The 25,386-nt window shown below is 60.6% G+C and carries 17 protein-coding genes; 4 read left to right on the forward strand and 13 right to left on the reverse strand.

The window, feature by feature from the left end; all coding sequences use genetic code 11:
- Positions 1-7: 7 nt before the first annotated feature.
- Both ACOCF6_RS10340 and ACOCF6_RS10345 read right to left on the reverse strand, forming a co-directional pair.
- Positions 8-3,436: an OmpL47-type beta-barrel domain-containing protein gene (locus ACOCF6_RS10340; RefSeq protein ID WP_482460302.1), complete on the reverse strand. Its 3,429-nt coding sequence runs from the start codon at positions 3,434-3,436 to the stop codon at positions 8-10.
- Positions 3,433-10,062 carry an Ig-like domain-containing protein gene (locus ACOCF6_RS10345; RefSeq protein ID WP_482460303.1) on the reverse strand — a complete coding sequence of 2,210 codons (6,630 nt, stop codon included), beginning with the start codon at positions 10,060-10,062 and terminating at the stop codon, positions 3,433-3,435. The genes ACOCF6_RS10340 and ACOCF6_RS10345 overlap by 4 nt, the downstream gene beginning before the upstream one ends.
- Before the next feature lie 433 nt (positions 10,063-10,495).
- Here ACOCF6_RS10345 and ACOCF6_RS10350 point away from each other — a divergent pair, with 433 nt between their 5' ends.
- Genes ACOCF6_RS10350 through ACOCF6_RS10365 form a run of 4 tightly spaced genes read left to right on the forward strand, consistent with a single transcriptional unit; the run spans position 10,496 to position 11,908 of the window.
- Complete coding sequence (locus ACOCF6_RS10350; RefSeq protein WP_482460304.1) at positions 10,496-10,855, forward strand: hypothetical protein; 360 nt, start codon at positions 10,496-10,498, stop codon at positions 10,853-10,855.
- A gap of 30 nt (positions 10,856-10,885) precedes the next feature.
- Entirely contained in the window at positions 10,886-11,263 is a 378-nt protein-coding gene (gene crcB / locus ACOCF6_RS10355) for a fluoride efflux transporter CrcB (RefSeq protein ID WP_482460305.1), read from the forward strand.
- Positions 11,264-11,274: 11 nt separating this feature from the next.
- Entirely contained in the window at positions 11,275-11,622 is a 348-nt protein-coding gene (locus tag ACOCF6_RS10360) for a DUF190 domain-containing protein (protein WP_482460306.1), read from the forward strand.
- A gap of 25 nt (positions 11,623-11,647) precedes the next feature.
- Complete coding sequence (locus tag ACOCF6_RS10365; protein ID WP_482460307.1) at positions 11,648-11,908, forward strand: hypothetical protein; 261 nt, start codon at positions 11,648-11,650, stop codon at positions 11,906-11,908.
- A gap of 8 nt (positions 11,909-11,916) precedes the next feature.
- Here ACOCF6_RS10365 and ACOCF6_RS10370 read toward each other — a convergent pair whose 3' ends face one another.
- The 11 genes from ACOCF6_RS10370 to ACOCF6_RS10420 form a co-directional block, all read right to left on the reverse strand.
- A complete protein-coding gene (locus ACOCF6_RS10370; protein ID WP_482460308.1) occupies positions 11,917-13,887 on the reverse strand; it encodes a (Fe-S)-binding protein in 1,971 nt (656 codons plus the stop codon).
- A 10-nt stretch (positions 13,888-13,897) separates the two neighbouring features.
- Positions 13,898-15,223 carry an FAD-binding protein gene (locus tag ACOCF6_RS10375; RefSeq protein ID WP_482460309.1) on the reverse strand — a complete coding sequence of 442 codons (1,326 nt, stop codon included), beginning with the start codon at positions 15,221-15,223 and terminating at the stop codon, positions 13,898-13,900.
- Positions 15,220-16,035: an electron transfer flavoprotein subunit beta/FixA family protein gene (locus ACOCF6_RS10380; RefSeq protein WP_482460310.1), complete on the reverse strand. Its 816-nt coding sequence runs from the start codon at positions 16,033-16,035 to the stop codon at positions 15,220-15,222. The genes ACOCF6_RS10375 and ACOCF6_RS10380 overlap by 4 nt, the downstream gene beginning before the upstream one ends.
- A 122-nt stretch (positions 16,036-16,157) precedes the next feature.
- Positions 16,158-16,334, reverse strand: coding sequence for a ribbon-helix-helix domain-containing protein (locus ACOCF6_RS10385; RefSeq protein WP_482460311.1), 177 nt, complete (start codon positions 16,332-16,334; stop codon positions 16,158-16,160).
- A 185-nt stretch (positions 16,335-16,519) separates the two neighbouring features.
- A complete protein-coding gene (locus tag ACOCF6_RS10390; protein ID WP_482460312.1) occupies positions 16,520-18,481 on the reverse strand; it encodes a solute symporter family protein in 1,962 nt (653 codons plus the stop codon).
- Between the two features lie 13 nt (positions 18,482-18,494).
- On the reverse strand, positions 18,495-18,800 hold the full coding sequence (locus ACOCF6_RS10395) for a DUF485 domain-containing protein (RefSeq protein WP_482460313.1): 306 nt from the start codon (positions 18,798-18,800) through the stop codon (positions 18,495-18,497).
- 43 nt (positions 18,801-18,843) lie between these two features.
- Positions 18,844-20,190, reverse strand: coding sequence for an acetyl-CoA hydrolase/transferase family protein (locus tag ACOCF6_RS10400; RefSeq protein WP_482460314.1), 1,347 nt, complete (start codon positions 20,188-20,190; stop codon positions 18,844-18,846).
- A 53-nt stretch (positions 20,191-20,243) separates the two neighbouring features.
- The gene (locus tag ACOCF6_RS10405; RefSeq protein ID WP_482460315.1) at positions 20,244-21,152 is read right to left on the reverse strand and encodes an electron transfer flavoprotein subunit alpha/FixB family protein; all 909 of its coding nucleotides are present in this window, start codon (positions 21,150-21,152) and stop codon (positions 20,244-20,246) included.
- 9 nt (positions 21,153-21,161) lie between these two features.
- Positions 21,162-21,938 carry an electron transfer flavoprotein subunit beta/FixA family protein gene (locus ACOCF6_RS10410; RefSeq protein WP_482460316.1) on the reverse strand — a complete coding sequence of 259 codons (777 nt, stop codon included), beginning with the start codon at positions 21,936-21,938 and terminating at the stop codon, positions 21,162-21,164.
- A 10-nt stretch (positions 21,939-21,948) separates the two neighbouring features.
- The gene (locus tag ACOCF6_RS10415; protein ID WP_482460317.1) at positions 21,949-23,088 is read right to left on the reverse strand and encodes an acyl-CoA dehydrogenase; all 1,140 of its coding nucleotides are present in this window, start codon (positions 23,086-23,088) and stop codon (positions 21,949-21,951) included.
- Between the two features lie 281 nt (positions 23,089-23,369).
- Positions 23,370-25,361 carry a sigma 54-interacting transcriptional regulator gene (locus ACOCF6_RS10420; protein WP_482460318.1) on the reverse strand — a complete coding sequence of 664 codons (1,992 nt, stop codon included), beginning with the start codon at positions 25,359-25,361 and terminating at the stop codon, positions 23,370-23,372.
- Positions 25,362-25,386: the final 25 nt, after the last annotated feature.

The raw sequence follows: 25,386 nt of genomic DNA on the forward strand, positions 1-25,386 counted from the left end.
TTCTCCACTATGGTGTCCAACTGGTAATGTCGCCACTGGTGTAGACGAGATACCCTTCGCCGGGACGGAGCGGGAAGTCCTGGCCGGCGGTCGTGTTGCCCGAACGTGCCAGCCCCACCCATCTGGCGCTGGTCGTATCGAAACGGGAAATGCTGAGGGCAGAGCCCCCCAGGGAACTGAGCAGGTCGGATGCCTGGTAGTTGTCCGGCAGGCAGGGGAAGCTGACCATGTTGAAGCCGGTTGCTAGGGAGATCGTGCCACAGGTCAGGATCTCTCCCAGGTTCAGGTCGGCCCTGCTGTCTGCATACACGAACAGTGCGCTGTTTGCGGCCAGCGGGAAATCCGTTCCTAGCGCTTGGCCGCTGTTGTCCAGCTCGCCCCTGACCAGTGCCGCGGCCGCATGGTCGTAGGATTCGATCCCCTTGAGGGTGACCTTCACTTTCCAGTCATTCAGGAGCGGGAAGGCGCTGCTGAATTGGGTCTGCATGGCGCCGGTAACAGCGGTCAGGTTGAAGCCGATGGTCGTTGAGTACGTGGCAATTGTCGGCGGCAGGGAAATCTCGCTGAAATAGATCTGCCAGACTCCGGAACGGTTGTCCTGCCAGACCAGCCGGTTGCCTTCCAGGCGGGGCTGTTCCTGTTTATGTGGCTCGGAGATCAGGCGCATGCTCCGTTTGGTCGTCAGATTGATGATCGAGAGGTTGGGATCGCCACTGCCCGAGGCATAGTCCACAAAGACCGCGCTGGTGCCGCTCAGGTACGGTTGGGCCTCATCGCTGGCCGAATAGGTGATCCGGGTGGTCTGGCCGCTGGCCAGGCTGTAGTGGTAGAGTTCCCGGTTGCCGTCACGCTGATCGACCCACAGCACGCTGTCGTTCAGAACCGTCGGATGGGTCTGGCTGTCGATATTGCTGGTGATCCGGGTCTCCGTTTGCGTCGTCAGGTCATAGGCGTAGATGTCGGCCAGACCGTTGCGGTAATCCTCCCACACCAGTTTGCTGCCGCTGATGGCGGGATTGATCTGATCGCGCGGATCGCTGGTGATGCGCGTGGTCGCCTTGGTTGTGATGTTGTAGAGGTAGATGTCCCGGCCGCCGGCCGGACCGCTCTGGTAGGCAACCCAGTTCCCGCTTACCACGGGATTGGTTTCGTCGGCCAGGGTGGCGGCGATGACCGTGGGCGTTGAGCTGCCCAGGTCGTACAGGACGATATCCCAGCTGCCGGAACTGCGGTCCTGCCAGACAACGTATGGGCCGCTGATGGCGGGGTTGATCTGGTCGGCCAGGGTTCCGCTGGTCAGGTTCTGCACCGTGTTGCCCACCAGGTCCAGCAGGTAGATATCCCACTTGCCGTCACGGTAATCCTGCCAGACGACCGTTGTTCCGGACAGGGCCGGGTTGATCTGGTCGGCAGCTGTTGCGGCCACTGCCCGTACCGTCAGGAACTCGTTGACCGTCACGGTCGTATAGGCGCTGGCCGGATGACCGAGCTGATCCGTTGCAGTCATCCTGATCGTGTAGACCCCGGCCGGCACAAAGTTGCCCGCATCCGTGCGGCCGTTCCAGGTGACCGTGGCCGCAGCCCCGCTGAGGAGCGTGCTTGTCATGGTACGCACCACCGTCAGGAGGGCAAAATCCGTATCATTGGCCGCGGTCCCGGCTGCCACATCGTAGCGGGCCGTGATCTGGGCGATGGCATCGGTCGCCCGCACCGTCAGGAGTGTCTGGCGGGGGAGGACCGAAGAACTCGGTGCGGACGGCGTTATAACCGCCGGCGTGGCTGTGATCGGATCGATCAGCGGAGGCGCATCGTCCACCACGACCGTGATGGTTTTGGGGCTTTCACTGTTACCTGATCGATCGGTGCTGTAGTAGCTGATCGTGTGCGGTCCGGCCAGGGCCTCCGGCGTGATGAGCAGCCGCTTCAGGGTAAACGGCAAGCCGGGCTGGTAGGGACCCGCATCCAGACTGAAGACCATGGCGGAGACGCCGCTGATATCATCGCTGGCGGTAAACAGGAAATTGGTATCCTGGGTGACATAGACCGGGGCGCCGCCATATTTCGGCTCGCCGACTACAATGGTGGTGACCGGCGGGGTGGTGTCGATTGGCGGGGTTTCATAGGTGACCAGATAGCTGCCGGTGGTCTCAAAATCGATGACATGAAGATAGAAGGCCGATGGATCGGATTGCTTGCCGGTCGGCTTCTCCTCGGTCAGCCAGACATTGAGCAGATTGATGGTTTTACCGTCGGAGCGGGTCACGCTTTTGAGTTTCAGCTTGCCTTCGGCCGGGTCCGTGACCTTGGCGTATGACCAGCCGCTGATAACGGTTGTCGTCAGGGTCACCGTCGGGTTCCCGGAGTTTGGGATGCCGGTGATTGATCCGGGCGTGGGATTGACCGGCAGCTTCTGGCAATCGGAGGTGTAGATCGTGTCGGGCATCCGGTCGCCGGTCGGGCTGTCATAGGCCAGGAAATCGTGGATCGCATCGCTGCCCGGGGTATCCACCAGCATCTCATGGGTCAGAAAATGGGCCTTGACCTGCTTCATGAGCGAGGTCAGTGTGCCCCCCAGTTCGCTGGCATGGGTAAAGCTGGCATTGAAGTCGATGAATTTCCCGGACAGGGTCGTGACCATCTCCCAGCGACCGGTCGCGCAGCTGCCGGGTTGGATCGTTCCCAGCAGCAGGTTGAGGGTCGGGGTGACACTCTGGTCGTTGACGGCACTCCCCAGCAGCCGGAAATCGATCAGCAGTCCCTGCTTGTTTTCAACGATCTTTGGCTGCCCGGAGGCGATCGTCAGGTTGGTGGCGGGACCGTAGCCGACATTGTTCGTCCGCACTCCCAGGTAAAAGGGGATCGGCGCCTCGACCGGGTCGGTGAAGGGGTCATCGGCCCAGACCTCACGCGGGAGGAAATAATCCAGTTCCAGCTCCGGCTGCGGTTTGACCGTTATCATGGCCGGCATGAGGGACACATTCTGCAGGGCCCCGGTCACAGTATAATTGACTTCGCCTCCCACAAAATAACGTTTGCCGAGCTGACTGGTCCCGCCGGCCCCGGGCGAGGGGATCAGCATCCAGTGGACCTCTGCCGCCACCCCCGCCGGAATGCTGCCGGTGCCATCCACGGCACTGATCTTGTCCAGACTGAGCACCTTGACGTAAAAGAGCGGTCCCATATCTGTCCCGGCTTCATCCATGACCTGGACGTTGACGCTGACATTCTCCAGGGTCTGGTCCGGGGTACTGTTGGTGATGACCAGCCGGGCATCAAAGGCCAGCCGCTCAAAGGCCAGCTGCTGGAGGATCTCGATCTTCACCCGGGCGCAGACCGGTGCAGCGGCCCCCTGGGCCGGCAGGATGACCAGCAGGGTCAGCAGGGCCAGTAAAAGACTGAAGATTGACCGCTTACTTGTTCTCTGTGTGGAGATCATCGGCATCCCCCCGAACCGCTGAATCCTACAGCAGCGCCGCCGACACTTCCCATGCCGCCATAGCTGCCGCCGCCGTAACCACCCGTTGCCGTTGTAGCAGGGCTGGAGGGTATGGACGGCAGCAATTCCAGTACGCACAGCAGGCAACTGGCGATATTCTTGGCCATATCCAGGGCCGCCTTGGCCTGGCCGATGCCCGGTATCAAGGAAATGATCTTATCCTTGATCGCATCCGTTGCCGCACTAAGGGCGGCTTCCGCCAGGCAGGTCACCGGGTCATCGGCGGATGCGCAGCCGCACGCAGTTGCCATGCCGTCTCCGACTATACCCAGGCATGTACAGGCGTCCCTGGTCTTGATGCAGTTACAGATGGCTTGGGCCGGGCCGGGAACGCACTTGCACCAGTCACACTTCACATCGCAGAGTCCCAGCGGATCATAGGTATTGCGGGGGATAATGGTCCGGGTGCCGACCACGCCACCCCCCGTAGTTACACCTGCAGCGCAGGTATATGAGCCCATCACATTGACCGTCATGGGGATCGTGCTGCATCCCGGAGGACCAGGTTCGGCATTGGCAGGCGCGGGCAGGGACGAAGGCGCTCCGTTCTGCCTGGGGGATGTCCCGGGGGCCGGGGTCGCCTGCTGTAATGCAGAGGAAAGGACCGTGATCCGGTAGGGGATGATCACCGTTTCCATGGCGCCGATGCGCGGGAGCTCTGTCACCAGTCCCTCGACCCGCAGTCCTGGGCCGCTGCCCATAGTGATCTTGACATCATCCAGGGCCACCAGACCATGGTTGGTCACCCGGTATTCACCCACGTAGGTGGAGCCGATCTCCAGCTCCAGCTTCTCATAGGCCGGATCGATAGTGAGGACCGGGGCCGGTACCTGGGTCTCAAAGGTCGCTTCCAGCTTGATGTCGTATTTATCGGTCAGGGTCATGGGGACAACGCTCCAGTCAAAAGTCACGAAGACGTTGTTCATGAAGACCTCCAGCGGCGTCACCGCACCCGGTACGATTTCAAAGGTACCGACCACGACTTCGTGCCCGGGGGCCTGCACCTTGTAGTTGTACATCCCTTCCACGATGTCGCTGAAGGAGACTTCGCCGTTGACATCGGCGGTGCCGGTCAGGTAGACGCTGCCCAGTTGCTGGTGGCTGATGACCACGCTGGCGCCAACGACCTTTTTGGCCAGGGAATCGGTCACCAGCAGATGGACGCTCCCCTTGTTGGTCGAGATGACGGTCGGGAACAGGTTGAGGGTGTAGGGTACGTGGTTGCCGCTGCTGATCACCAGCTTGTCGGCGTGGGGTCCCTGGGCGACAGCATCGGTCGGGCGGAAGTTGACGCTGATATCGACGCTGGAGCCGGGCGCCAGATTCGGCAGGGTCGTACCGGACAGCAGGCCGATCCAGGGCAGGGTCGGGGATTGGATGACGATATTTTCCAGGGGTGCATAGCCGACGTTTTTCAACCTGAAGGTGGCCACCTTGGAGCTGCCCCGGTTGACGCCGACCTCGATGAAGGCCGGATCGGTGCTGATGGTCGGCAGGGCGGTCAGCAGGGCGATGTTCACCTCCAGGGTGCGGGTGATCCCTTCACTGGTCGTAACCGTCAGTGTGGCCGAACTGGCATCGGGCGCCGTCAGTGCAGCGTCCAGGGTCAGCTTGATCGTGGTGCTTGAACCACCGGTCAGGGTGGTTGCGCTGCCGGTCAGGTCGATATTGCCGCTGATGCCGGCGCCGCTGGCCAGACTGAACTGCAGGCCGGTCAGGTCCGCTTCACCCAGGTTCCTGAGCGTGATCGGCATGGAGAAGCTGGAGTTTTTCGACATGCGCAGGTTGACGGCCCGCGGATCGAAACCGAGACCATAGATGGTGAATCCGGCCTGGATCGGCTTGTCGGCGACCGCGGGATGGGTTGCCCAGAGCGAGTAGTTGCCCGCCTCGCCCACCAGCGGCACAAAGGAGGTGCTGTAGTGGCCGGTGGCATCGGTGGTTGCCAGCAGGTAACGGGAGAAGCCCTTGACGCCGATCCCGATCCGAACCGGGACATTGGCAGCCGGTGCGCCATCAACCGTGGAAAAGGCGTTGCCGCTCAGGATGATGGTCGGGGTGCTCTGATCAGTGGTCAATCTCTGGTCATAGGCCGGCTGGTCGGAGGCGATCGTAGCCGAGTAGGGCGGCAGACCGGCAACGACCGTGGCAAAGCCGCTGAAATCACCGGCAGTGAGCTGTTCCGGTTTGTTGTAGTGATAATAGACCTTCTTCACATAGGCATACAGGTTGAGCGTATCGGGGGCGTTGGACGGTACGATGACCTCCAGCGGCGCCGTCAGGAACGAGCCGCCTGGCGGCACTTCGGCCAGGGCGTAGTTGCCGCCGTAGTTGATGACGCCTGACCCCTCCTGGTTGAGGCTGCCCTTGACCAGCACATTGCCGTCCTGATCCTTCAGCAGGATATAGATGTCCTCAGTCGGCTTGTGGGCCGAGGAGGTCAGGAGTTCGATCGGCGCCGAGCCGTGGTTGAAGATCTTCAGCCGGACCCTGGCCGTGGCCCCCTTGATGATCGGTTCATTGAATATCTCGATCTTTCTGCCGGGGTCAAAGGCTTCCAGGGTAAAGCTGGCCACCCGCTTGACAAAGACATTCGGCCCGGCCGGCAGGGCCAGGGTCACTGTATAGGTGCGGTAGTCAACGACGGCATTACCGGCCGGCAGGATCTTTTCGCTGCCAATTGTGGCGCCGGCCGCCAGGAGCGTCGGGACGCTCTGGACCGTTTCGGCCACCTGGCCCAGGTTATCCAGGAGCGCGTAGGTGACCGGGCCGACGGAGATGGCGGAGCCGGAGCCGTTGACCAGGTCGGTCCTGATGCTTTCAATATACTGCTTGCTGAGGACGAAACCGCTGCCGTTGACCCGGCCATACCCCTTCAGCACGACCTGCACCGGCTGCACATCCGCCACCAGCCCTACCCCTTCGTGGCCGGTTGCATCCACGGCAGTGACGCTGTAACTCTGCAGAGTATTGCCGCTGAAGCCCGCATCCGTATAGGTCAGGGCGCTTTGGGGAGCGTTCGTCAGCTTGACCCCGTTCCTGTAGACCAGGTAACCGGCAAGGTCGTTGGCCGTTGCAGCGCCCCAGGTCAGAACGGCACTCCCGCCCTGGGTGGCCGTTACGGAGAGGGTCGCCGGGGGCGGGGGCGCCGTATCGACGGTAAAATTGACTGTCACGACTCTGCTGCGGCCGGCCAGGTCCAGGGCTTCGACCCGCAGGGCCTTCGCGCCGTCGGTCGTGATCGGGCTACCGGGCTGGTAGGCGGCGCCATTGATGGTAGCGATCGTCCGGTCCAGGTTGAGGTCACTGGCCGTGATCAGCGGGGTCAGCGCGGTTTCATACAGGGTGCCCTCAACAACATTGGAGATCGTCACGACCGGGTCGGTCAGGTCGATGGTGAAGGCCACCTCCTTGACCGTGGTCCGGGCGGAGGCATCGGTCGCCTCGATGTGCAGCAGGTGAGGCCCTTCGCCAGCGACGAGCGTACCGGAGGTAAACGGCGCGTTGTCCAGGGTAACGGTCTGGGTGGTGGAGCTGGCGCTCGTGACCGTCACAATCGGGGTAACCGGGCCGGCGCTGTACTGCTGATGGCTGATTCCGCCCACTATGATCACCGGGGGCGACAGGTTGTAGAGCAGGTCAGGATAGGACGCGTGGATGCTTTCGTTGCCGGCTGCATCCAGGGCCGTGACTGCGTAATAATAGGTGGCATCCGCAGCAGGGGTGTCCGTGGTGGTTACCGTTGGGGAGAGAATGGTTTTCAGCGGTGTCAGGCCGCTCAGCGACGTAATCGCGGCAGTTGCCCGGTAGATGCGGTAGAAGGTGGCCGACCCGTCTGCCGGGGCGCTCCAGGCCAGTTGAACCGCTTTACTGGCCAGGATCTGTATCTGACCGATTCCGGGGGCGCCAGGGGCGACCCGGTCGGAGGTCGCAGCAATATCATTCGACAGTGTGCTTTCGTTGCCGGCCGCATCCAGGGCTGTGACCACGTAATGGTAGGCGCCATCTGTGGCAGGGGTATCCGTGGCAGAGGCGCTGGTGACGGTCTTCAAGGGCGTAAGGCCGCTCAGTGACGTGATCGCTGTTGCTGCCCGGTACACCCGGTACGCGGCGGCATCAGCCACTGTGTTCCAGGTCAGTCTCAGGGTACCGCCGGGTGCGGCCACGGCTGCCAGGCCGGCCGGGGGAAGCGGCGGCGTCACATCCAGGGTGATAGTACTGCCCGAACCCAGGCTGCTGCCGCTGTTGCCAAACCCATCAACAACGCTCATAGCGAAACGTCCGCTGCCGTCCCCCATGCCGGTGGTAATGGCCAGGGTGCCGTTCCAGGTCGTGCCGCTGCCGGTCAGGGCAAGCGGCACGACAGGGCCGGAGGGGGGCGTGAACTGCAGGTCCGGTGCCTGGGCGGCAGGTTCGTCCAGGGTCAGGGTCAGCGCGACATCACCCGGCTTGAATACTGTGGCCGATGGGTTGAATTGCAATGCGCCGACGGGACCGCGCGTATCAATGGCAAAGGAGGAGCCGGCTGTCATCTGGGTACCCTTGTTGCCGGTCAGGTCCTTGCCGGAAAAGAGCAGCGTGGCACTGCCGTGGGGTGTGGCAGTGGTCACGCTATAACTCCCCGTCCATACGGTTTCGGAAACCATCGTCAGCGGAACCACGCCCGGCAGGTTGCCGGCCGGGGCGATCCCCAGGTAGGGGGGCGTGGCCAGCGGTTCGGAGAGGGTCAGCGTGATGGTAACGGCACCGCTGTTGGGTCCGTAGGGTGGGGGCTGCGAGAAGGCAACCGCGGCACTCGGTGGGGTGCGATCAGAAGTGACACTCACGACCGGCGATAGGGCGCTCTCGTTGCCGGCGGCATCAAGTGCCGTCAGACCGTAGTAGTACAGGCCGTCAATCGGTGGCAGGTCGGTGTACGAGGTTGTGGTAATCGTACTGTTTACCAGCGTTGCCCCGGCCCTGGTCGTGAACGGAGCCATTGCCCGGTACAGATTGTAATGCGCCGGCACTTCGCCCATGTCCGGTGCCCAGCTGAGCTTGATGCTGCCACCCGGAGCGGCAACATAGCTGTAAAAGGCAGGATTCACCGGCGGGCCGGTATCGACCTGGACCAGGACCGTGGCGGATTTCGGGCTGGAGCCCAGGCTGTCGGAGGCAGCGGCCGAGAGGCTGTTTGCGCCTTCAAGCAGCGGGACTGCCGGGAACTGGAAGACGCCCTGGGCGCTGGCATTGGACTGGCGGGAAAAAACGCCGTTGATATACAGCGATACGGAAATGTTCGCTTCGGCGGTGCCGGATACGTCTACGCTCTTGGTCGTCAGGCTAACGGAACCGGGAGCGGTTATGACCGGGGCGGCCGGAGGGGCTTTGCTGACGGTCACGGTCCTGGTATCGGTGGTGCTATGCCCGAGCACGTCATAGGCAATGGTCGTGAGTTCGTGACCGCCATCCGTAGCAGCAAGGACGTTCCAGGAGAAGCTGTAACTGCTGGTCGTATCCGTGTAGACGAGGGCATTGTCGATATAGAATTCAACCCGGGCCACACCGGCCGGGTCACTGGCCGCTGCAGCTATGGTGATCGGCCGGCTGACAACACTTCCGGCCTGGGGGTTGGAAACCGTGAGAGCAGGACCGGCCGTATCGAGCCGTATGCTGGCGGATGCATCGCCTCCCGCGTTGCCGGTGCTGGCCCGGAACCGCACATAGACCGTCTTGGAGCCGTCAGCGGCGGAAAGGGTAAAGGGGGCCTGCTGTGCAAAGGGCTGGAACACCGCGCTGCTGAAGGCAGGGGATTCGCTGGCCATGAATTCCGTACAGGTTCGGCAGGAAAGGTTCAGGGTAATGGCAGGGGATTCGGTCAGACTCCCCTGGGCGATGGCAAAGGAGGTGCCCAGGAGCGGGACAACGCTTGACCAGGGCGAATAGGTCACCCCGTCGCTGACCGGACTGCCCAGTCCGGTCGGATTAGTGGTGGTGTTCAGGGGGCCGCTGGGATGCCCCCACCAGTTGACGGTGGCGTTGATGTTCTGGTTCTGGTCGAGGTTTTGCAGCGCTATGCCGTTGCCGGCCAGGAACGAGTTATGCAGCGACGGATGCGCCCCGCCACTCGTCTCGATCCCGATGCTGTTGCCGGAGATAATGGCGTTGCTTATGGCTGGCGCCGCTCCGTCGCTCAGTTTTATCCCGGTGCTGCTGTTTTTTATATCGACACCGCTGACAGAGGGCGAAGCCCCCCGAATCTGCAGAGCCCCGCCGCTGCCGGCATATTCAATTACGGTTCCGTTGAATGCTGTTCCGTTGGCCGAACCGAGCACCAGCAGCCCGAGCCAGTCGCCGGGTGCCGGCGTGGCAGTGCCGCTGGTCAGGGTGGATTTTGACGCAATCAGGGTATCCCTGATAACGAGTTGACCGGCGGCGCCGGCCTGGACCGTGACACCATCAGGAATGGTCAGAGTGGAACATACAGCGATACGGGGGGCGACAAGGGACAGGCACAGGGATATTCCACAGGCAGCAGCTGCAAAGAAAGGGTAGGCGTTGTTCCTGACAGTTTGCATCTGCCGCATAAACCTACCCTCCAGTCAGCCGAGACTGCATTGTAATAATATAACCGTATTTTATCTATCTGATATGGATAAAGCAACAACTTTTGCAAACGAATCCGATCAACAAACTTGAATGTAGAATCAGGTTACATTTCAGCACAGAGAGATATCCTGGTGACCGGATTGCCCGGTTATCAGAGATTTTCGGCATGACTGTGCACAGAGCCGGCACGCGAGGGTACCCTGGGGGAAGGTCAGAACCTGCATGCATGTTCTGACGGTTGTTGACAGGATATTTTTTGATACGAATTCATGTAAATATGGGCATAATGGACCCGATGGGGATCAGTGAGACAGGAAGGTGGGCGGAAAAAACATATGACCTTTTCGCACAACTATGGCATCGTTCATCCCGCTGCACACATGTTCTGCTTTTATTGCCTGGAGACACTGAATGCTGGACGATAAGCTTGTACGACTATTACACCGTTTCAGCGCGGCCGCCACGGCACATCTCGAGGCCCTGGAAGCCATGGACGAGGAGCGGGCCAATGCCCATGCCCGGATGATTGCCGGTTTGTACGCTGCCTTGCTCCGTGAGGGAGTTGCGGGCCGGGCAGGCCTGCTGAACCTGCTTGACAGCGGCTCCCCGGCAGTAGCAGGCATGGCGGCCGTGTATGCGATGGATGCTGCCCCGGATCTGTGCCTGGCTGTTCTGCGCAAACTGGCACGCGACCCCGGGCTGCTAGGTTTTCGGGCCAGTGTGGTTATTGAGCGCTGGGAAGAGGGCACCTGGGAACATCCGGGTACATGACCCGCTGATTTTGAGAGGAGATCCGTACCGATGAAGACTGCTGCTGCAATTGCCTTTTTCTGTGCCGGCGGGGGACTTACCCGCTACTACCTTTCGGGGTGGGTGTACAGCTTGCTGGGGCGCTCCTTCCCCTATGGCACCTTTGTTGTCAACATCATCGGCGCCTATTTCATCGGGCTGATCATGGAGCTGGCCCTGCGCAGCACCGCCATCCCCGACACCCTGCGCCTGGGATTGACGGTCGGCTTTCTGGGCGGACTGACGACCTTCTCCACCTTCAGTTACGAAACCTTCACGCTGCTTGAAGATGGGCAGTTTAGCGTGGCCTTCGCCAATGTATTCGCCAGCGTGGCGGTCTGCCTGCTGTTCACCTGGCTGGGAATCATTACCGTCCGTACGATTTCATAAAGGAGCATGCTATGAGCAAACTGATTGGCGAGAATACACTGATGCGGATCTTCATCGGAGAGCATGACCGCTACCAGCACCAGCCGCTGTATGAGGCGCTGGTGGAGCTGTTCCGCAAGGAAGGCCTGGCCGGCGCCACGGTCCTGCGCGGGCTGAGCGGTTTCGGTGCCCACAGCGTCTACCACACCCAGAAGCTGTTGGACCTGTCTGCCGATCTGCCGCTGATCGTCGAGGTGGTTGACAGCCAGGAAAAGATCGATGCCATCATGCCCCGGGTGGATGAGATGATGGGGGGAGGAATGATTACCCTGGAGAAGACCACCGTTATCCGCTACAGCCACGACCCGAAGAAGGTTTAACCGCACAGCATCCAGGGGGGGCGCCATGAAAGCGGAGATTTATTCCATAACCTACCGGATTCCCCTGTCGGATGCCCAGCAGGCCAGGCTCGACCGGAAGTGGCCGGACGGCGAGCCGTTCATCTCCTATGAGAAGATCGAAGCCCTGTTGGCGCCGCTGCGGGTCGAAAACCTGGACTGGTCGCACCACTCGGGACAGTATCTGTATGTTACCGTGTACGGGGATGACCGGGAAGGCACTCTGGCCCAGGTCATCGAACGCCTTGAAGGAAAGCTGGGGCGCTGATTACTATCCTACCGCAGCACCGCTTCCGCCAGTACCTCGGCAATATCCTTCACCCGCACCTGATCGGCCTTCAGGTCCTTGACCCCGTCATCCAGCATGGTCAGACAGTAGGGGCAGGCGGTACAGATCGTATCCGGCTGCAGCTCCAGGGCCTCGGCTGCCCGTACCCGGTTGATGCGCTCGCCGCTGAACTCCTCCAGCCACATCCGGCCGCCGCCGGCACCACAGCAGAAGCCGTCCTCGCGGTTGCGCGGCATCTCCAGCGGCGCGCGCCCCGTCGCCAGGGTGATCAGACCGCGCGGGTCGTCATAGATGCTGTTATGGCGCCCCAGGTAGCAGGAATCGTGGTAGACCAGTTTCCCGAATCCATTGGCCAGATGTGGCAGCTGTAAACGATTGTCCTGCAGCAGCTGCAGCAGCAGTTGGCTGTGGTGGATCATCTCCAGCTCCAGGCCGTACTGGCGGTAATCGTTCTTCAGCGTCGTCAGGCAGTGGGGGCACTGCACTATCACCTTGCTGATGCCACGCTCGCGGAACAGGGCAACATTTTCCCGGGCCAGCCTGTCAAAGACATACTCGTTGCCCAGTCGCCGCAGCGAATCCCCGCAGCATTTCTCCTCCTTGCCCAGGATGCCCCAGCTGACCCCGGCCTTATCCAGCAGCTGCGCCAGGGCCAGGGTGACCTGCTTGGCCCGCGCATCAAAGGAACCGGCGCAGCCCACATACAGCAGGTACTCGGTCTTTCCGGCCTCATACGGCCGTTCACCCAGCAGGGTGGCCCACTTGCCCCGCTCTGTGGGGGCGATCCCCCAGGGGTTGCTGCGCCCCTCCATGTTTTCGAACAGGTTGAGCAGCTCCTCGGGGAAGCGCGTTTCCATCTCCACCAGGTGTCGCCGCAAGGGGATCAGCTTGGGCATCTGTTCGATAAAGACCGGGCAGGCCTGCAGGCAGGCGCCGCAGGTGGTACAGGCCCAGATCGCCTCTTCCGAAATGGAATCCTTGCCCTCGCCGATCAGCGGAATTGCCGGCGCCTGGCCCTGCTTCAGCAATGGACCGTTGTGCATCAGGTTCTGTTTCAGGGCGGCAATCACCCCCCGCGGATTGAGTGTTTTGCCGGTCTGGTCCGCCGGACAGGCATTCTGGCAGCGGCCGCACTCGGTACAGGAAAAGGTGTCCAGCAGCTCTTTCCAGGTGTAGTCATCGACCCGGGCGATGCCGAAGCTGTTGCCGGCTGTGAACTCTTCGCGCTCCGGCAGGGCGGGATGCTCGCGCCGCCGCAGAAAGATGTTGGGGATGGCGGTGATAATATGGAAATGCTTGCTCAAGGGGAGCAGGTTCATGAACAGCAGCAGCACCAGGGCGTGGCTCCACCAGGACAGGTCATGGACCAGCCTGCCCTGCCCGTTGGGGACATACGGCGCAAACCAGCTTGAGACCGGCATGATCTGGCGGGCCTGCTCCAGCATGCCTCCCTGAAAACGGGAGATCTTGGCGGCATTGACCCCGAAACCGGCCAGCATCAGGGTGGCGATCAGCAGCAGGATAAAGAAGGCTTCGAAGCTGCGGGCCTCCGGAAAAGGGGGCGCCAGCGCCCGCCGCACCGCAGCGGCAACGACCGCCAGCAGGGTGACCAGGGAAACGCAATCGATGATCTGCATCAGCGGCACGAAGAGGTTGTCCGGCAGCCGGGTGAAGTTGACAGGCGGGAACAGACCATGCAGCAGAAACTCCGTATTGGCCAGCATCAGCACCAGGAAACACCAGAAGATGGCGACATGGATCAGACCGGCAGGTTTGGCCAGGACCCGCTTCTGGGCAAGTGCATAGCGCAGGGTGTCGCTGATCCGTTGGCCGATATTGTCCAGCCGTTCTTCAGTACGGCCCAGGGCGGTCAGGGAGAGCCGTTTCCAGCAGCTCCAGGCAAAAACAGCTATGGCTGCGATCAGCAGCGGTGCGAATATGGTCGGGGTGGGTGTCATGGCTGCCTCTCTAGCTGTGCTTCTGTTTCATTTCACGGATCTTGCGTGTCAGGAGCGGGACGACCTGGAACAGGTCGCCGACGATGCCGTAATGGGCCACCTCGAAGATGGGGGCATCCTGGTCGCGGTTGATGGCGATAACCAGGTCCGAATCCTGCATCCCCACCAGGTGCTGGATGGCGCCGGAGATGCCGCAGGCAATGTAAATCTTGGGTCGCACCGTTTTGCCGGTCTGGCCGACCTGGCGGTCATGGGGCATCCAGCCGGCATCCACGGCCGAGCGCGACGCGCCGACAACGCCGTTCAGTTCACGGGCCAGCTCTTCCAGCAGGGGGAAGTTCTCCGGCCCCATCATGCCGCGTCCACCGGAGACGATAAACTCGGCCCCGCCCAGATCCACCTTGTGCGTGCCGTCATTGTCGCGGATGATCTCCAGCACCTTGGCCAGCACCTGATCCTCCGGCAGTGTGAACGTCTCCCGGATGATCCGGACCACAGCAGCCGGTTTCGGCTCCGGCATCTGCATGACGTGCGGCCGCACGGTGGACATCTGGGGACGGTATTTGTCGCACATGATGGTGGCCATGATGTTGCCGCCAAAGGCGGGGCGGGTCTGCATCAGGTTGCGCTTGTCGTCAATATCCAGACCGGTGCAGTCAGCGGTCAGTCCGGTGCCGACCCGGGTAGCCACGGCCCCGGCCAGGTCGCGACCCATGCCGGTGGCGCCCATCAGAATGACTTCCGGCTTGTAGCGCTGTATCAGGTGACACATGGCCTCCAGATAGGACTGGGTGCGGTAGTCAGCGTACACCGGCGCATCCAGCAGATAGGCCGTTTCTGCACCATAGGTGAAGGACAGGTTGCAGAGCCCTTCAACCCGGTGGCCGATCACGACCGCCGAGAGCTCCACCCCCAGCTTGTCGGCCAGCTCCCGCCCCTTGCCCAGCAGTTCCCACGATACCTTGGCAACCTCGCCGTCGCTCTGCTCCACAAAGACCCAGACCCCGCGGTAAGCGGCCAGTTTCTCTGCCAGGGCAGCCGCCTCCGGATCGGCCTCTTCAGCGGCAGCAGTCACGCCGCTGGCGGCCAGCTGTTCCATGATGCGCTGCTCCTCCGGGGTAAAGGCCGTTTCCAGGGCCTGGGCCGGGCAGATCCGGATGCACTTGAGGCAGCCGATACATTTTTCAGCAACTATAAGCGGCTCACCGGCTGCGTTCATGCCGATGCAGTTGACCGGACAGGAGCTCTCGCAGCGGGCGCCGCAGGCGATGCAGCGCCCCTCCAGCAAACGGGCGCGGCCGCGGGGTTTCTTGATCTTGGCAGTGGTATCAGTCATAGCGGCAGCAGGTCCTTTTCCATCAGTTTAGCCAGCAGCAGATCAATCGTCCCCCCCGGGTCGGCATACCCGTCTCCGACGATCTCTCCCTTGTCACGCTGGGGCGAGAAGATTCGGGAGACCCAGGTGGGCGAGCCCTTCAGGCCAATGGTGTCCACATCCAGCTGCAGCACTGCGTTGTTCCATACCTCGACGACGGCCGTGTCGGCTGTCAGGCGCTGCGGCACACTGGGATAACGCGGACGGTTCAGCTCCCGCACCACGGTCAGCAGCGCCGGCAGGGGCGCCTGGACCCGCTCGTGGCGCCCTTCCAGTTTACGGCTGACCACCAGCCGCCCGGCTGCCGGGTCAAGCTCCTCCACCCGGTCCACCAGGGTCAGCTGCTGGTAGCCCAGACGGACGGCAATGCCGGGGCCGACCTGGGCGGTATCGCCGTCAATGGTCTGCTTGCCGCAGATCACCAGCCCGACCGGTTCCTCCGCGCTGCTGAGCTTGCGGATGGCCGCCGCCAGAACATTGCTGGTAGCCAGTGTATCGGCCCCGCCAAAGACCCGGTCCGACAGCAGGATAGCCCGGTCCACGCCGATTGACAGCGCCTTGCGCAGGGTCGCCTCGGCATTGGGTGGTCCCATGGACAGCACCGCCACCCGGCAGCCAAACTGGTCTTTCAGCTGCAGGGCCGCCTCCATGGCATGGGTGTCATAGGGGTTGACGATAAAGGGGATCCCTTCCCGGATCAGGGTATTGGTGACCGGATCGATCTTGACCTGGGTGGTGTCCGGTACTTGTTTGATACAGGCGACAATCAGCATGTATTTCCTCGTGTGTATAGTAACTGCAGCGTTGATTTAATAGGCCGGGGGAGGTACATACCCCCGGCCATGAAAGGAGCACACATGGCAATGTGCTCGTCCAACACCTGTACAGCGCAGCTTCAGCGCGGCATGTTTCTTGTTTCCAATTGCGGTGCATACAGCTGAATTGCCTGCCGCATCAGCCGGGAGACACTCGTGTTGCACTGCTGCGTCAGCTCCTCCAGGGCCAGTTTCTCCGCGTCGTTGACCCGCATGGAGACGACATTGTATTTCGGCTTTTTCTTGTAGTTTCCCATGTCACGGTCACCATTGATTCTTGTCTTGTTAGGGGTTGCGGATGTCCATGCAAGAGACTCCGCTGCTGATACATACGGGGGCATAATTTACGTTGCCGTTTACGTACATGTCAAGCAAATTTCAAAAAACCCCCCTCCGTTTGGGGGAGGGGGAAGTTACCGTCAGGACTGCAGAGACTTCCTGCTCAGTGATCCGTCGCCTTGGCGATGCCGATGCCGGTATTCTGGCGCACGTAGACCTCGTTGAACATCTCTTCGGAACGGCGTTCGCGGAACAGCAGACAACCGAAGATCGCGGCCAGAAAGCCGATCGGTATGGATACGATGCCGGGGTTTTTGAGCGTGAAGAGCGGGGCATCAAGACCGAGCATGGAGGTGCCGTCCTTATTCTTTTCATAATCCGAGCGGGACTTGTCCAGCATCTTCAGGTCCTTCTCCCCCAGCACAACCCCTTCCGCCTGCTTCTTCTCCAGCGTCGCTACAATCTTTTTGGCGTCTCCGGCGATTTTCTTGGGATAGGTCATGTTTGGTGAGACCATCACCAGGCCGATGGCGGTGATGGCGCCGATTGTCAGGCCGGATATGATGCCGGCGGTGTTGAAGCGCTTCCAGAAGAGCGACAGCAGGATGACCGGGAAGTTGCCGGAGGCGGCCACGGCAAAGGCCAGGGCCACCAGGTGCACGATATTCTCTTTCTCGGCCGCGATCCCCAGTATGATGGCGATGATGCCGACCACCAGCGAGGTGACCCGGGCCACCCTGACCTGGTCACGCTGGTCGGCCTGGCCGTTCTTGATGATGTTGACATACACGTCGTGGGAAATGGCGGCCGAGGAGGCCAGCACCAGGCCGGAAACCACCGCCAGGATGGTCGTGAACGCCACCGCGCAGACAAAGGCCAGGAACAGGTCGCCGCCGATGGAACCGGCCCCGCCCCCCAGGAACTGGGCCAGCAGGAGCGCCGACATATTGCCCCCCTTATCCACAGCGGTCAGGGTCTGCGGTGTCAGGTAGATGGCCGCCCCGAAGCCGAGGATCGTGGTCATGATGAAGAAGAAGCCGATCAGGAACATGGCGACGATGACGCTTTTGCGGGCAGCCTTGGCATTGGGCACGGTGAAGAAGCGCATCATGATGTGGGGCAGGCCGGCGGCGCCGAAGAGCCAGGCCATGCCGAGCGAGACCTGGTCAATCGGGTTCTTGAGAAACAGGCCCGGCTCCAGGAAACGCTGGCCGTAATCAAAGCCCGGCTCCACCAGCGGATGCTTCAGCAGCATCCTGACATGGTCCTGAATCGGGACGCTGGAGGCGATCTCGGCAAAAAAGCGCAGCGGATTCATGCCCATCTTTACGAAGATGATGGCGGACATGAGCACCCCGCTGGCCATGAGCAGCCCGGCCTTGATGATCTGGACCCAGGTGGTGGCCTTCATGCCGCCGAAGCCGACATACACGATGATCAGCAGACCAACGCCGATGACCGAGGTCTTGAAAGGGATTCCCAGCAGGACCTGCATCAGCTTGCCGGCGCCGACCATCTGGGCCAGCAGGTAGAAGATCGACACGGTGACGGTCGAGAAGGCGGCAAAACCGCGCACAACCTTGGGAGAGGAACGGTAGGAAAGGATATCGCCCATGGTGTACTTGCCCATGTTGCGGCACGGTTCAGCGATCACCAGCAGGATGGTGACAAAGGTGACCATCGGGCCGACCGCGTACATGAAGCCGTCAATCCCGGCAATGGAGATCAGGCCGGTGATGCCGAGGAAGGTGGCCGCCGACAGGTAGTCTCCGGCAATGGCCCAGCCGTTCTGGAAGCCGGTGATGCCGCCGCCGGCCGCATAGAAGTCGGCGGCAGAGGTGGTCTGGCGGGCGGCCCAGACCACGATCCCCATGGTGATGCCGATAATGAACAGGAACATGCCGATGGTGATCACCCGGTTGGTCTTGAGCGCCGGGGCCGCCTTGGGCGTAGCGGCAGGTGCCGCAGGGGGCGTTGTGGCAACAGCCGCAGCAGGCGACTGGGCCGCTGCTGTTTGGGCGGCGGGTGCGGCGACCGCCGGAGCGGCCTTGCCGGCCGGCTCAACAGCCAGGGCTGTTGTGCCGAGCGCCAGGACCAGCAGTATGGAAAGCAGCATATATTTCATTGTAATTCCCCCCTTATCCAAGTTCATGTACCAGTTCTTCCGTAAGCCGGTCGAATTCCTTGTTGGCCACATGGGCATAATAGATGGCGATTCCCCAGGAGGATATAAACTGGAGCAGCGCAACGACATAGCAGACATTGATGTTGCCGATCACCTTGATCCGGAAGAGACCGGGGGCATAACCGGCTCCCAGCAGGAGCAGCAGGTAAAAAACCGATGCAAAGGCCCACCAGCCAAAGAGAAAGGTGGTTTTCCTCCGATGCAGCTCCCGAAATTTCGGGCTTTCCGCGATTGCGTCCCAGTCGTATTCCTTTGCCATACGTGACTCCTCCTCTGAGTAAGTGTGAAGCTTAATGCACCGGTCAGCTGATCTTGTTGCTGCGGCGCCAGATATTCAGCTCCTGCGCCTGCGCGATCAGCTCATCCCGGAATGCGGGGTGGGCGATGTTGATGAGTGCCTCGGCCCGCTGCCAAGTGGACTTCCCTTTCAGCTGGGCATAGCCGAACTCCGTTACCACGTAGTGAACAATCGAGCGCGGACAGGTGACAATCGTCCCGGGTGAGAGCGTGGGCACGATCCGGGAGCCGATTGTCCCGTCTTTCTTCTTGAAGGTGGAACTGATGCAGATCAGCCCCTTGCCACCTTCGGATTTGAAGGCGCCGAAGATGAAGTCCAGCTGTCCGCCGGTTCCGGAAATCTGGCGTGAGCCGCTGGATTCGGATGCCACCTGGGAAAACAGGTCCACCTCCAGGGCGTTGTTGATGGCGATGACCTTGTCATTCTTGCAGATATTGTCCGGGTCATTGGTGTAGTTCACCGGATGAGAGGCGCACATGGGGTTGTTGTCCAGGAAGTCGTACAGCTTCCGCGACCCCATGGCAAAGGTGTAGACCATCTTGCCCCGGTCGATATTCTTGCGCTTGCCGGTAACCCGGCCGGCTTCATACATGTCCACATAGGAGTCGGCCAGCATCTCGGTGTGTACGCCGATATCCTTGAGATCGCTCTGGGCAATCAATGAACCGACCACATTCGGCAGGCCGCCGATGCCGAGCTGGATGGTGGCACCGTCCTCCATCAGTTCCATGACGTGGGCGGCGATCCCCTTGTCGGCTTCGCTTGCCGCGGCAGCCGGGAGCTCCAAGAGCGGGTTGTTGGGCCCCTCGACCACAACATCAACCTCGGAGATATGAATCCCCTCACTGTTGCCCCCCAGGCAGCGGGGGCAGTTTGTGTTGACCTCAACGATGACAATTTTTGCTTTATGACAGTAGGCAGGTGTCAGGGAACAGGAGGTGGAGAAATTGAAGAAGCCTTTATCATCCATCGGCGCCACCTGTACAAAGGCCACATCAACCTTGTTGTACTTGGTGACCGCCCCCGGCCCCTGATGGTAGGTGAAGGGGATGTAGTTGGCCAGTCCCTGCTCGGAATACTTCCTCCCCACACCCGAAAAATGCCAGTCGCTCCAGGAAAAGACCTCACGTTTCGGGTCGCTATCCACGCATTTCAGCGGTCTGGTTCTGGTGGTGGTTTCCAGGATGATGTCCGTCAGTTCGTGCTTTCTTCCGGCCAGGGCTGCATCCAGCACCTCGATATTCTGGGCGAATTCCCCCATGAAGATGACATCCCCGGATTTCACGATTCTGACGGCGTCATCGGCACTGCGCAGTTTTGTCTGATACTGTTTTTTCCAGATAGCTGACATCGAATGATCCCTCCCTGTTATGTCGCGACAATCCCGCTGCGTTTACCGGGTAATTACGCCAGCGCCGTTGTCAATGCCGGTGCAAACTGCAGCACATCGGCCACCACCAGTACATCGGCGATCTCCCCGATGGGTGCGTCCTTGTCCTTGTTGATGGCGATGATGAAGTCGGATTTCTTCATGCCGGCCAGGTGCTGGATGGCGCCGGAGATGCCGCAGGCCACGTACAGCTTGGGCGATACGGTCTGGCCGGTGGTGCCGACCTGGTGGTCATGGCTCACCCATTCGGCGTCGACGACCGGCCGGCTGGCGCCCAGTTCCCCGCCCAGGGCCTTGGCCAGGGCGGCGATGACCGGGATGTTGTCCTTTTTGCCCACCCCGCGGCCGGCGCTGACGATAATGTCGGCCTTGGCCAGATCGATCTCTTTCTTCTCGGCCGGCTCGTATCCGCTGAAGACCAGTGCTGAGGCGGTGTCCCCTGCGATCTTCTGCAGCTGCGGTGTGCCGTTCGGCTGGAGGACCGGAAAGGCGCCGGCCTGGATGGTGAGTACGGCCCTCCCGCCGGCAGGTTTGACGGTGCGGCGCATCTTGCCGTTGCAGCAGCTGGTTTCATAGCCGCCAGGGGCGATGGCGACGATCTCCGATACCTGGCCGACTTTGAGGCTGACGGCGACCCGCGGGGCCAGGTCCCAGCCGTAGGAGGAGTGCAGGAAGACGATTGTGTCCGGCTGCTCTGTTTCGATCACCTGCAGGATCAGCTTTTTGTGGACTTCCGGGTTGTATTCGCCGTAGGTGGCAACATCCGCCAGGTACAGCCGGCCGCCGTAGGCGGGCAGCTGCCCTTCGCTGCCGACCAGCAGCATGGCACTCTCGCCCCCCAGCTGGTCGGCAAAGCCGAGCAGTTCGTAGGTGGCTTCCAGCAGTTTTCCTTCGCGATATTCGCCGATCAGTAGTGTTTTCATGGTTGTCTCCTATCTCAGGACCGTGGTTTTTTCCTTGAGTATGCCCATCACCTTCGCGACCAGATCGCCCACGTCCCCTTCCAGTACGATGCCGCCCCCTTTTTTCGCCGGGGGCTGGAAGCTGGCGGTCTGCACCAGTGCTTCTTCCGTGAGCAGGTCGGCTACGGCCAGCGGGGTGATCTCCTTCTTTTTGGCCTTCATGATGTTGGGCAGGGTCGGGTAGCGCGGTACGTTGAGTCCCAGCTGGCAGGTGACCAGGGCCGGCAGGGGCAGTTTTGCCACCCCTTTGATGCCCCCTTCCAGTTCGCGCTTGGCGGTGATGCTGCCGTTGTCATAGGCAAAGCCGACCAGGGTGGTGGCGCAGGCATAACCGAGCAGTTCGGCGACGGTGACGCCGACCTGGGCCGAGCCGCGGTCCTGGGACTGCATGCCGGTGAAGATCAGGTCGAAGCCCTGTGCTTTGGCATAGGCGGCGATGATTGATGCCACCTGCCAGGGGTCCTTTTCGTGGATGGCAGGGTCCTGGATATGCACGGCGTTGTCGCACCCCATGGCCAGGGATTTCTTGATGGCTTCGACGACCCGGTCCGGACCGATGGAGAGCACGGTCAGCTCGGCAGAGTCGCCCAGCTGTTCACGCAGCTGCACGGCCTGTTCCACGGCGTATTCATCGTATTCGTTCATGCGCCAGGCCAGATCGCTGTCGCTGTACCAGGTGCCGGCGCTGTTGGCTTTGAAGCGTGATTCCATGTCAGGAACCTGTTTGATGCAGACCAGTAGTTTCATAGATGCCTCCCTACGACAGCAACATTTTTGAAATAACAACCCGCTGTACCTCGTTGGTACCTTCGTAGATCTCGGTGATCTTGGCGTCGCGGTACATGCGCTCGACCTCGTAGTCGGCGATGTAGCCGTAGCCGCCGTGAATCTGCACCGCCTCCTTGGTGACAAAGGTGGCGGTTTCCGAGGCGTGCATCTTGCACATGGCCGATTCCATGGTGTAGCTCTTCTTGGCATCTTTCAGGCAGGCCGCCCGGTACGTCAGGAGTTTGCTGGTTTCGATGCTGGTCCACATATCGGCCAGCTTGAACTGGATGGCCTGAAAGTCGCAGATGGGCTGATCGAACTGTTTGCGCTCCTTGGAATAGGCCAGGGCCCGCTCAAAGGCGCCTTCGGCAATACCGAGGGCCTGGGAGGCGATCCCGATCCGGCCGCCGTTGAGGGTATCCATGGCAACGTTGAAGCCCTTGCCCTCCTGCCCCAGCAGGTTTTCAACCGGGACGCGCAGATTGTCGAAGGCAAAGGCGGTGGTGTAGCTGCCGCGGATACCCATCTTGTTCTCGTTTTTGAGGATGGTGACACCGGGTGACTGCAGGTCGACAATGAAGGCGCTGATGCCCTTGTGCTTCAGGCTGCGGTCAAAGGAGGCCAGCAGCACACCGGTCCCCAGGTAGCCGCCGTTGGTGATGAAGGTCTTGCCGCCGTTGATGACGAATTCATCCCCTTCACGCTTGTAGGTGGTGGCGGTCCCCCCGGCGTCGCTGCCGGCATTGGGTTCGGTCAGCAGGAAACAGCCGATTTTCTTGCCGGTGTTGAGGTCCGGCAGCCATTTCTTCTTCTGCTCTTCGGTGCCGAAGGTGTAGATCGGGCCGCTGCAGAGCGACGTATGGGCCGAGATCAGGACGCCGCTGGAGCCGCAGGCCTTGGAGACCTCTTCGACCACGATGGCGTAGGAGAGCATGTCCAGTCCGGCACCGCCGTACTCTTCCGGCAGATAGCTGCCCAGGAAGCCCATCTCAGCCATCTTCTTCACCAGCGAATCGGGGATGGCATGATCCTCGTCAATCTTTATGGCGATCGGCTTGATTTCTTTCTCGACGAAATCGCGTACAGCGGATTGCAACACCTTGTGGTCCTGGCTCAGTTCGAAATTCATGCTTTTCCCCTGGTAATTGATTTTTGGATTTTACAAACATGGTTTTGCACTTGCCATGCCAACACAAAAACAATACATGCCGCAACCTCAACACGCCTAAATTACAGCACTAATTTGTATAATAAAATTATATTGTTCGCCACAGCAACTAGCAATACACGATATATCGTGTATTGCTATATTGACGGCAGAGGGGGGTAAGGAAAACTTCGTTATGCGGGGAGGGTTTGTGGACTAATTATGGCAAGAATACAGCTATCAACGATATATCGTGCTGAACACTAAATATCGTGGATAACTGTTTTGCGTTTGATTCCCAATTTTTTCATTTTTGACTCAAGCGTAGAAGGAGGGACTTCGAGGAGTGCGGCTGCACCGTTTTTTCCTCTCACACGCCAGCCGGTTTTGTCCAGAGTCGAGATGATATGCGTTCGTTCGACGCTTGCCAGTGAATATGAAGGCAAGGCCACTCCAGCAAAACTGTTGGGGAGCTCTACAACCAGGTTCGGGCCGTTGTTCAGGATCATGGCCCGCTCAATGGTGTTTCTCAATTCCCTGATGTTGCCTGGCCAGGCATAGCATTCCAGGGCGTCCATATTTTTCTTCGGAATGCTCTCGATGGACTTGCCGAACACCTTTCCCAATTCCTTGACCATGGCCCAGATCAGCAGGGGGATATCCTCTTTTCTATCCCTGAGCGGCGGCAGGGAGATCGGGAACACGTTCAAGCGGTAGTAGAGGTCTTCGCGGAAGCGCCCATCCTTGACAAGCCGGGCCAGGTCGCGATTGGTTGCGGTAATGACCCGCACGTCGACCGTAACCGGATCGTTGCTGCCCAGTCTTTCGAACTGTCCCTCCTGCAGAACCCGGAGCAGCTTGGACTGAAGCTCCAGAGGGAGTTCGCCGATTTCATCGAGAAATATGGTCGAACCGTTGGCTGCTTCGAAACGACCGATCTGACGCGTGGTGGCACCGGTATAGGCCCCTTTTTCCCTGCCGAACAGTTCGGCCTCGATCAGGGTCGCCGGCAGGGCCGCGCAGTTCAGCTTGATCATCGGCCGGTCCCGGCAGCCGCTCTGACTGTGAATGGCGCGCGCCAGCAGCTCCTTGCCGGTGCCGGTTTCACCCAGGATAAGCACTGTTGAGCCGGTGCCGGCGACCTGCCTGGCCTGGAGCAGGACCTTCCTGATCGCCTCCGACTCACCGATGATCTCTTCGTGCTTGAGTTCGATGTCGATCTGGTCACGGAGGAAGTGGTTTTCGGCCTGCAGCCGGTCGCGCAGCTGTTCGATCTCTGCGAAGGCCTGCTGCATCTTCTGGTCGATGCGCTTTCTCTCCAGGGCATTGGCAAAGATCTCCCCCAACAGGCGCAGCCGCTGGACGAAGACTTCTATCCATTGTCGCTTGCGGCGGTAGGAAACGACCGACATGAGCCCGTGCATCTCGGCTCCGACCCTGAGCGGGATAAAGAACATGGATTTGATGCCGCCCTGATCCTTGGCGTATTTTTTTTCGCGCCAGAATTTGTCCGGCAGGTCCTCCACGTCGTCGACCATGAACATTTCGCCCTGACGGGCCATATTGACCCATACCGGTATGATTTCGTCGATAACCGGGGGGGGCTGTTTAATGTCCTGCTGGGAATGGGAGTGGGTCAGATAGCAGCGTCCGTCAAGCGGGGAAAACTGCCAGAGAGTAACCCGGTCGTATCCCAGAAAATCGTGGATCCGCTTCAGCCCCTGCACAACCCTGGCATCTACTTCACTGACATCCATATTGATGAACTCGGCCGACAGGGCCGAAAGCAGCGCCTCGAACTTCAAGCGCTCTTCCTGAGCCATCTCCCGCAGCTTTTGTTCGGTGATGTCCCGGATCACCAGGCAGGCACCCTGGATTCCGCAGTCAGCGCTCTGCAAAGGGTAGCTGTCGACAAGCCAGTAACGGGCCTTGGCATCATCCTCTTCATGCTCGCCGCACAACCTGGTTTCCACCCCTTTAAGCGCTTTGCCTTCCTCGACGGCGTAACGGGAAATAGGCTCGATCACGGCTGCGACGTGAGAATTGACCTCGTGCTGAGACCTGCCGCTGTGCGCAGCGATCGGGTGACCATTGATTGCCGCCATTGCCTCGTTAAGAACGACATAGCGAAGCTCACGGTCAAGTATCGCCAGACCAAAGGGGGTCTCACTGCAGATCTGCATAAACCGGACAAACTCCGACTGGAAAAAATCTGCCGAAGGAGCGGTTGCTCTGTTGTTTGCTTTATTGCTCATGTCAACTCTCGCCTGTGGAGATGAT

This window comes from Geobacter psychrophilus (genome assembly GCF_056821595.1).

Bases quoted from the DNA above. Each gene is read 5' to 3' on its own strand.
- ACOCF6_RS10420 (WP_482460318.1), bottom strand. From the start codon at position 25,361: ATGAGCAATAAAGCAAACAACAGAGCAACCGCTCCTTCGGCAGATTTT.
- ACOCF6_RS10350 (WP_482460304.1), top strand. From the start codon at position 10,496: ATGCTGGACGATAAGCTTGTACGACTATTACACCGTTTCAGCGCGGCC.
- ACOCF6_RS10340 (WP_482460302.1), bottom strand. From the start codon at position 3,436: ATGATCTCCACACAGAGAACAAGTAAGCGGTCAATCTTCAGTCTTTTA.
- ACOCF6_RS10415 (WP_482460317.1), bottom strand. From the start codon at position 23,088: ATGAATTTCGAACTGAGCCAGGACCACAAGGTGTTGCAATCCGCTGTA.
- crcB (WP_482460305.1), top strand. From the start codon at position 10,886: ATGAAGACTGCTGCTGCAATTGCCTTTTTCTGTGCCGGCGGGGGACTT.
- ACOCF6_RS10400 (WP_482460314.1), bottom strand. From the start codon at position 20,190: ATGTCAGCTATCTGGAAAAAACAGTATCAGACAAAACTGCGCAGTGCC.
- ACOCF6_RS10395 (WP_482460313.1), bottom strand. From the start codon at position 18,800: ATGGCAAAGGAATACGACTGGGACGCAATCGCGGAAAGCCCGAAATTT.
- ACOCF6_RS10405 (WP_482460315.1), bottom strand. From the start codon at position 21,152: ATGAAAACACTACTGATCGGCGAATATCGCGAAGGAAAACTGCTGGAA.
- ACOCF6_RS10375 (WP_482460309.1), bottom strand. From the start codon at position 15,223: ATGACTGATACCACTGCCAAGATCAAGAAACCCCGCGGCCGCGCCCGT.
- ACOCF6_RS10360 (WP_482460306.1), top strand. From the start codon at position 11,275: ATGAGCAAACTGATTGGCGAGAATACACTGATGCGGATCTTCATCGGA.
- ACOCF6_RS10385 (WP_482460311.1), bottom strand. From the start codon at position 16,334: ATGGGAAACTACAAGAAAAAGCCGAAATACAATGTCGTCTCCATGCGG.
- ACOCF6_RS10345 (WP_482460303.1), bottom strand. From the start codon at position 10,062: ATGCGGCAGATGCAAACTGTCAGGAACAACGCCTACCCTTTCTTTGCA.
- ACOCF6_RS10390 (WP_482460312.1), bottom strand. From the start codon at position 18,481: ATGAAATATATGCTGCTTTCCATACTGCTGGTCCTGGCGCTCGGCACA.
- ACOCF6_RS10370 (WP_482460308.1), bottom strand. From the start codon at position 13,887: ATGACACCCACCCCGACCATATTCGCACCGCTGCTGATCGCAGCCATA.
- ACOCF6_RS10410 (WP_482460316.1), bottom strand. From the start codon at position 21,938: ATGAAACTACTGGTCTGCATCAAACAGGTTCCTGACATGGAATCACGC.
- ACOCF6_RS10365 (WP_482460307.1), top strand. From the start codon at position 11,648: ATGAAAGCGGAGATTTATTCCATAACCTACCGGATTCCCCTGTCGGAT.
- ACOCF6_RS10380 (WP_482460310.1), bottom strand. From the start codon at position 16,035: ATGCTGATTGTCGCCTGTATCAAACAAGTACCGGACACCACCCAGGTC.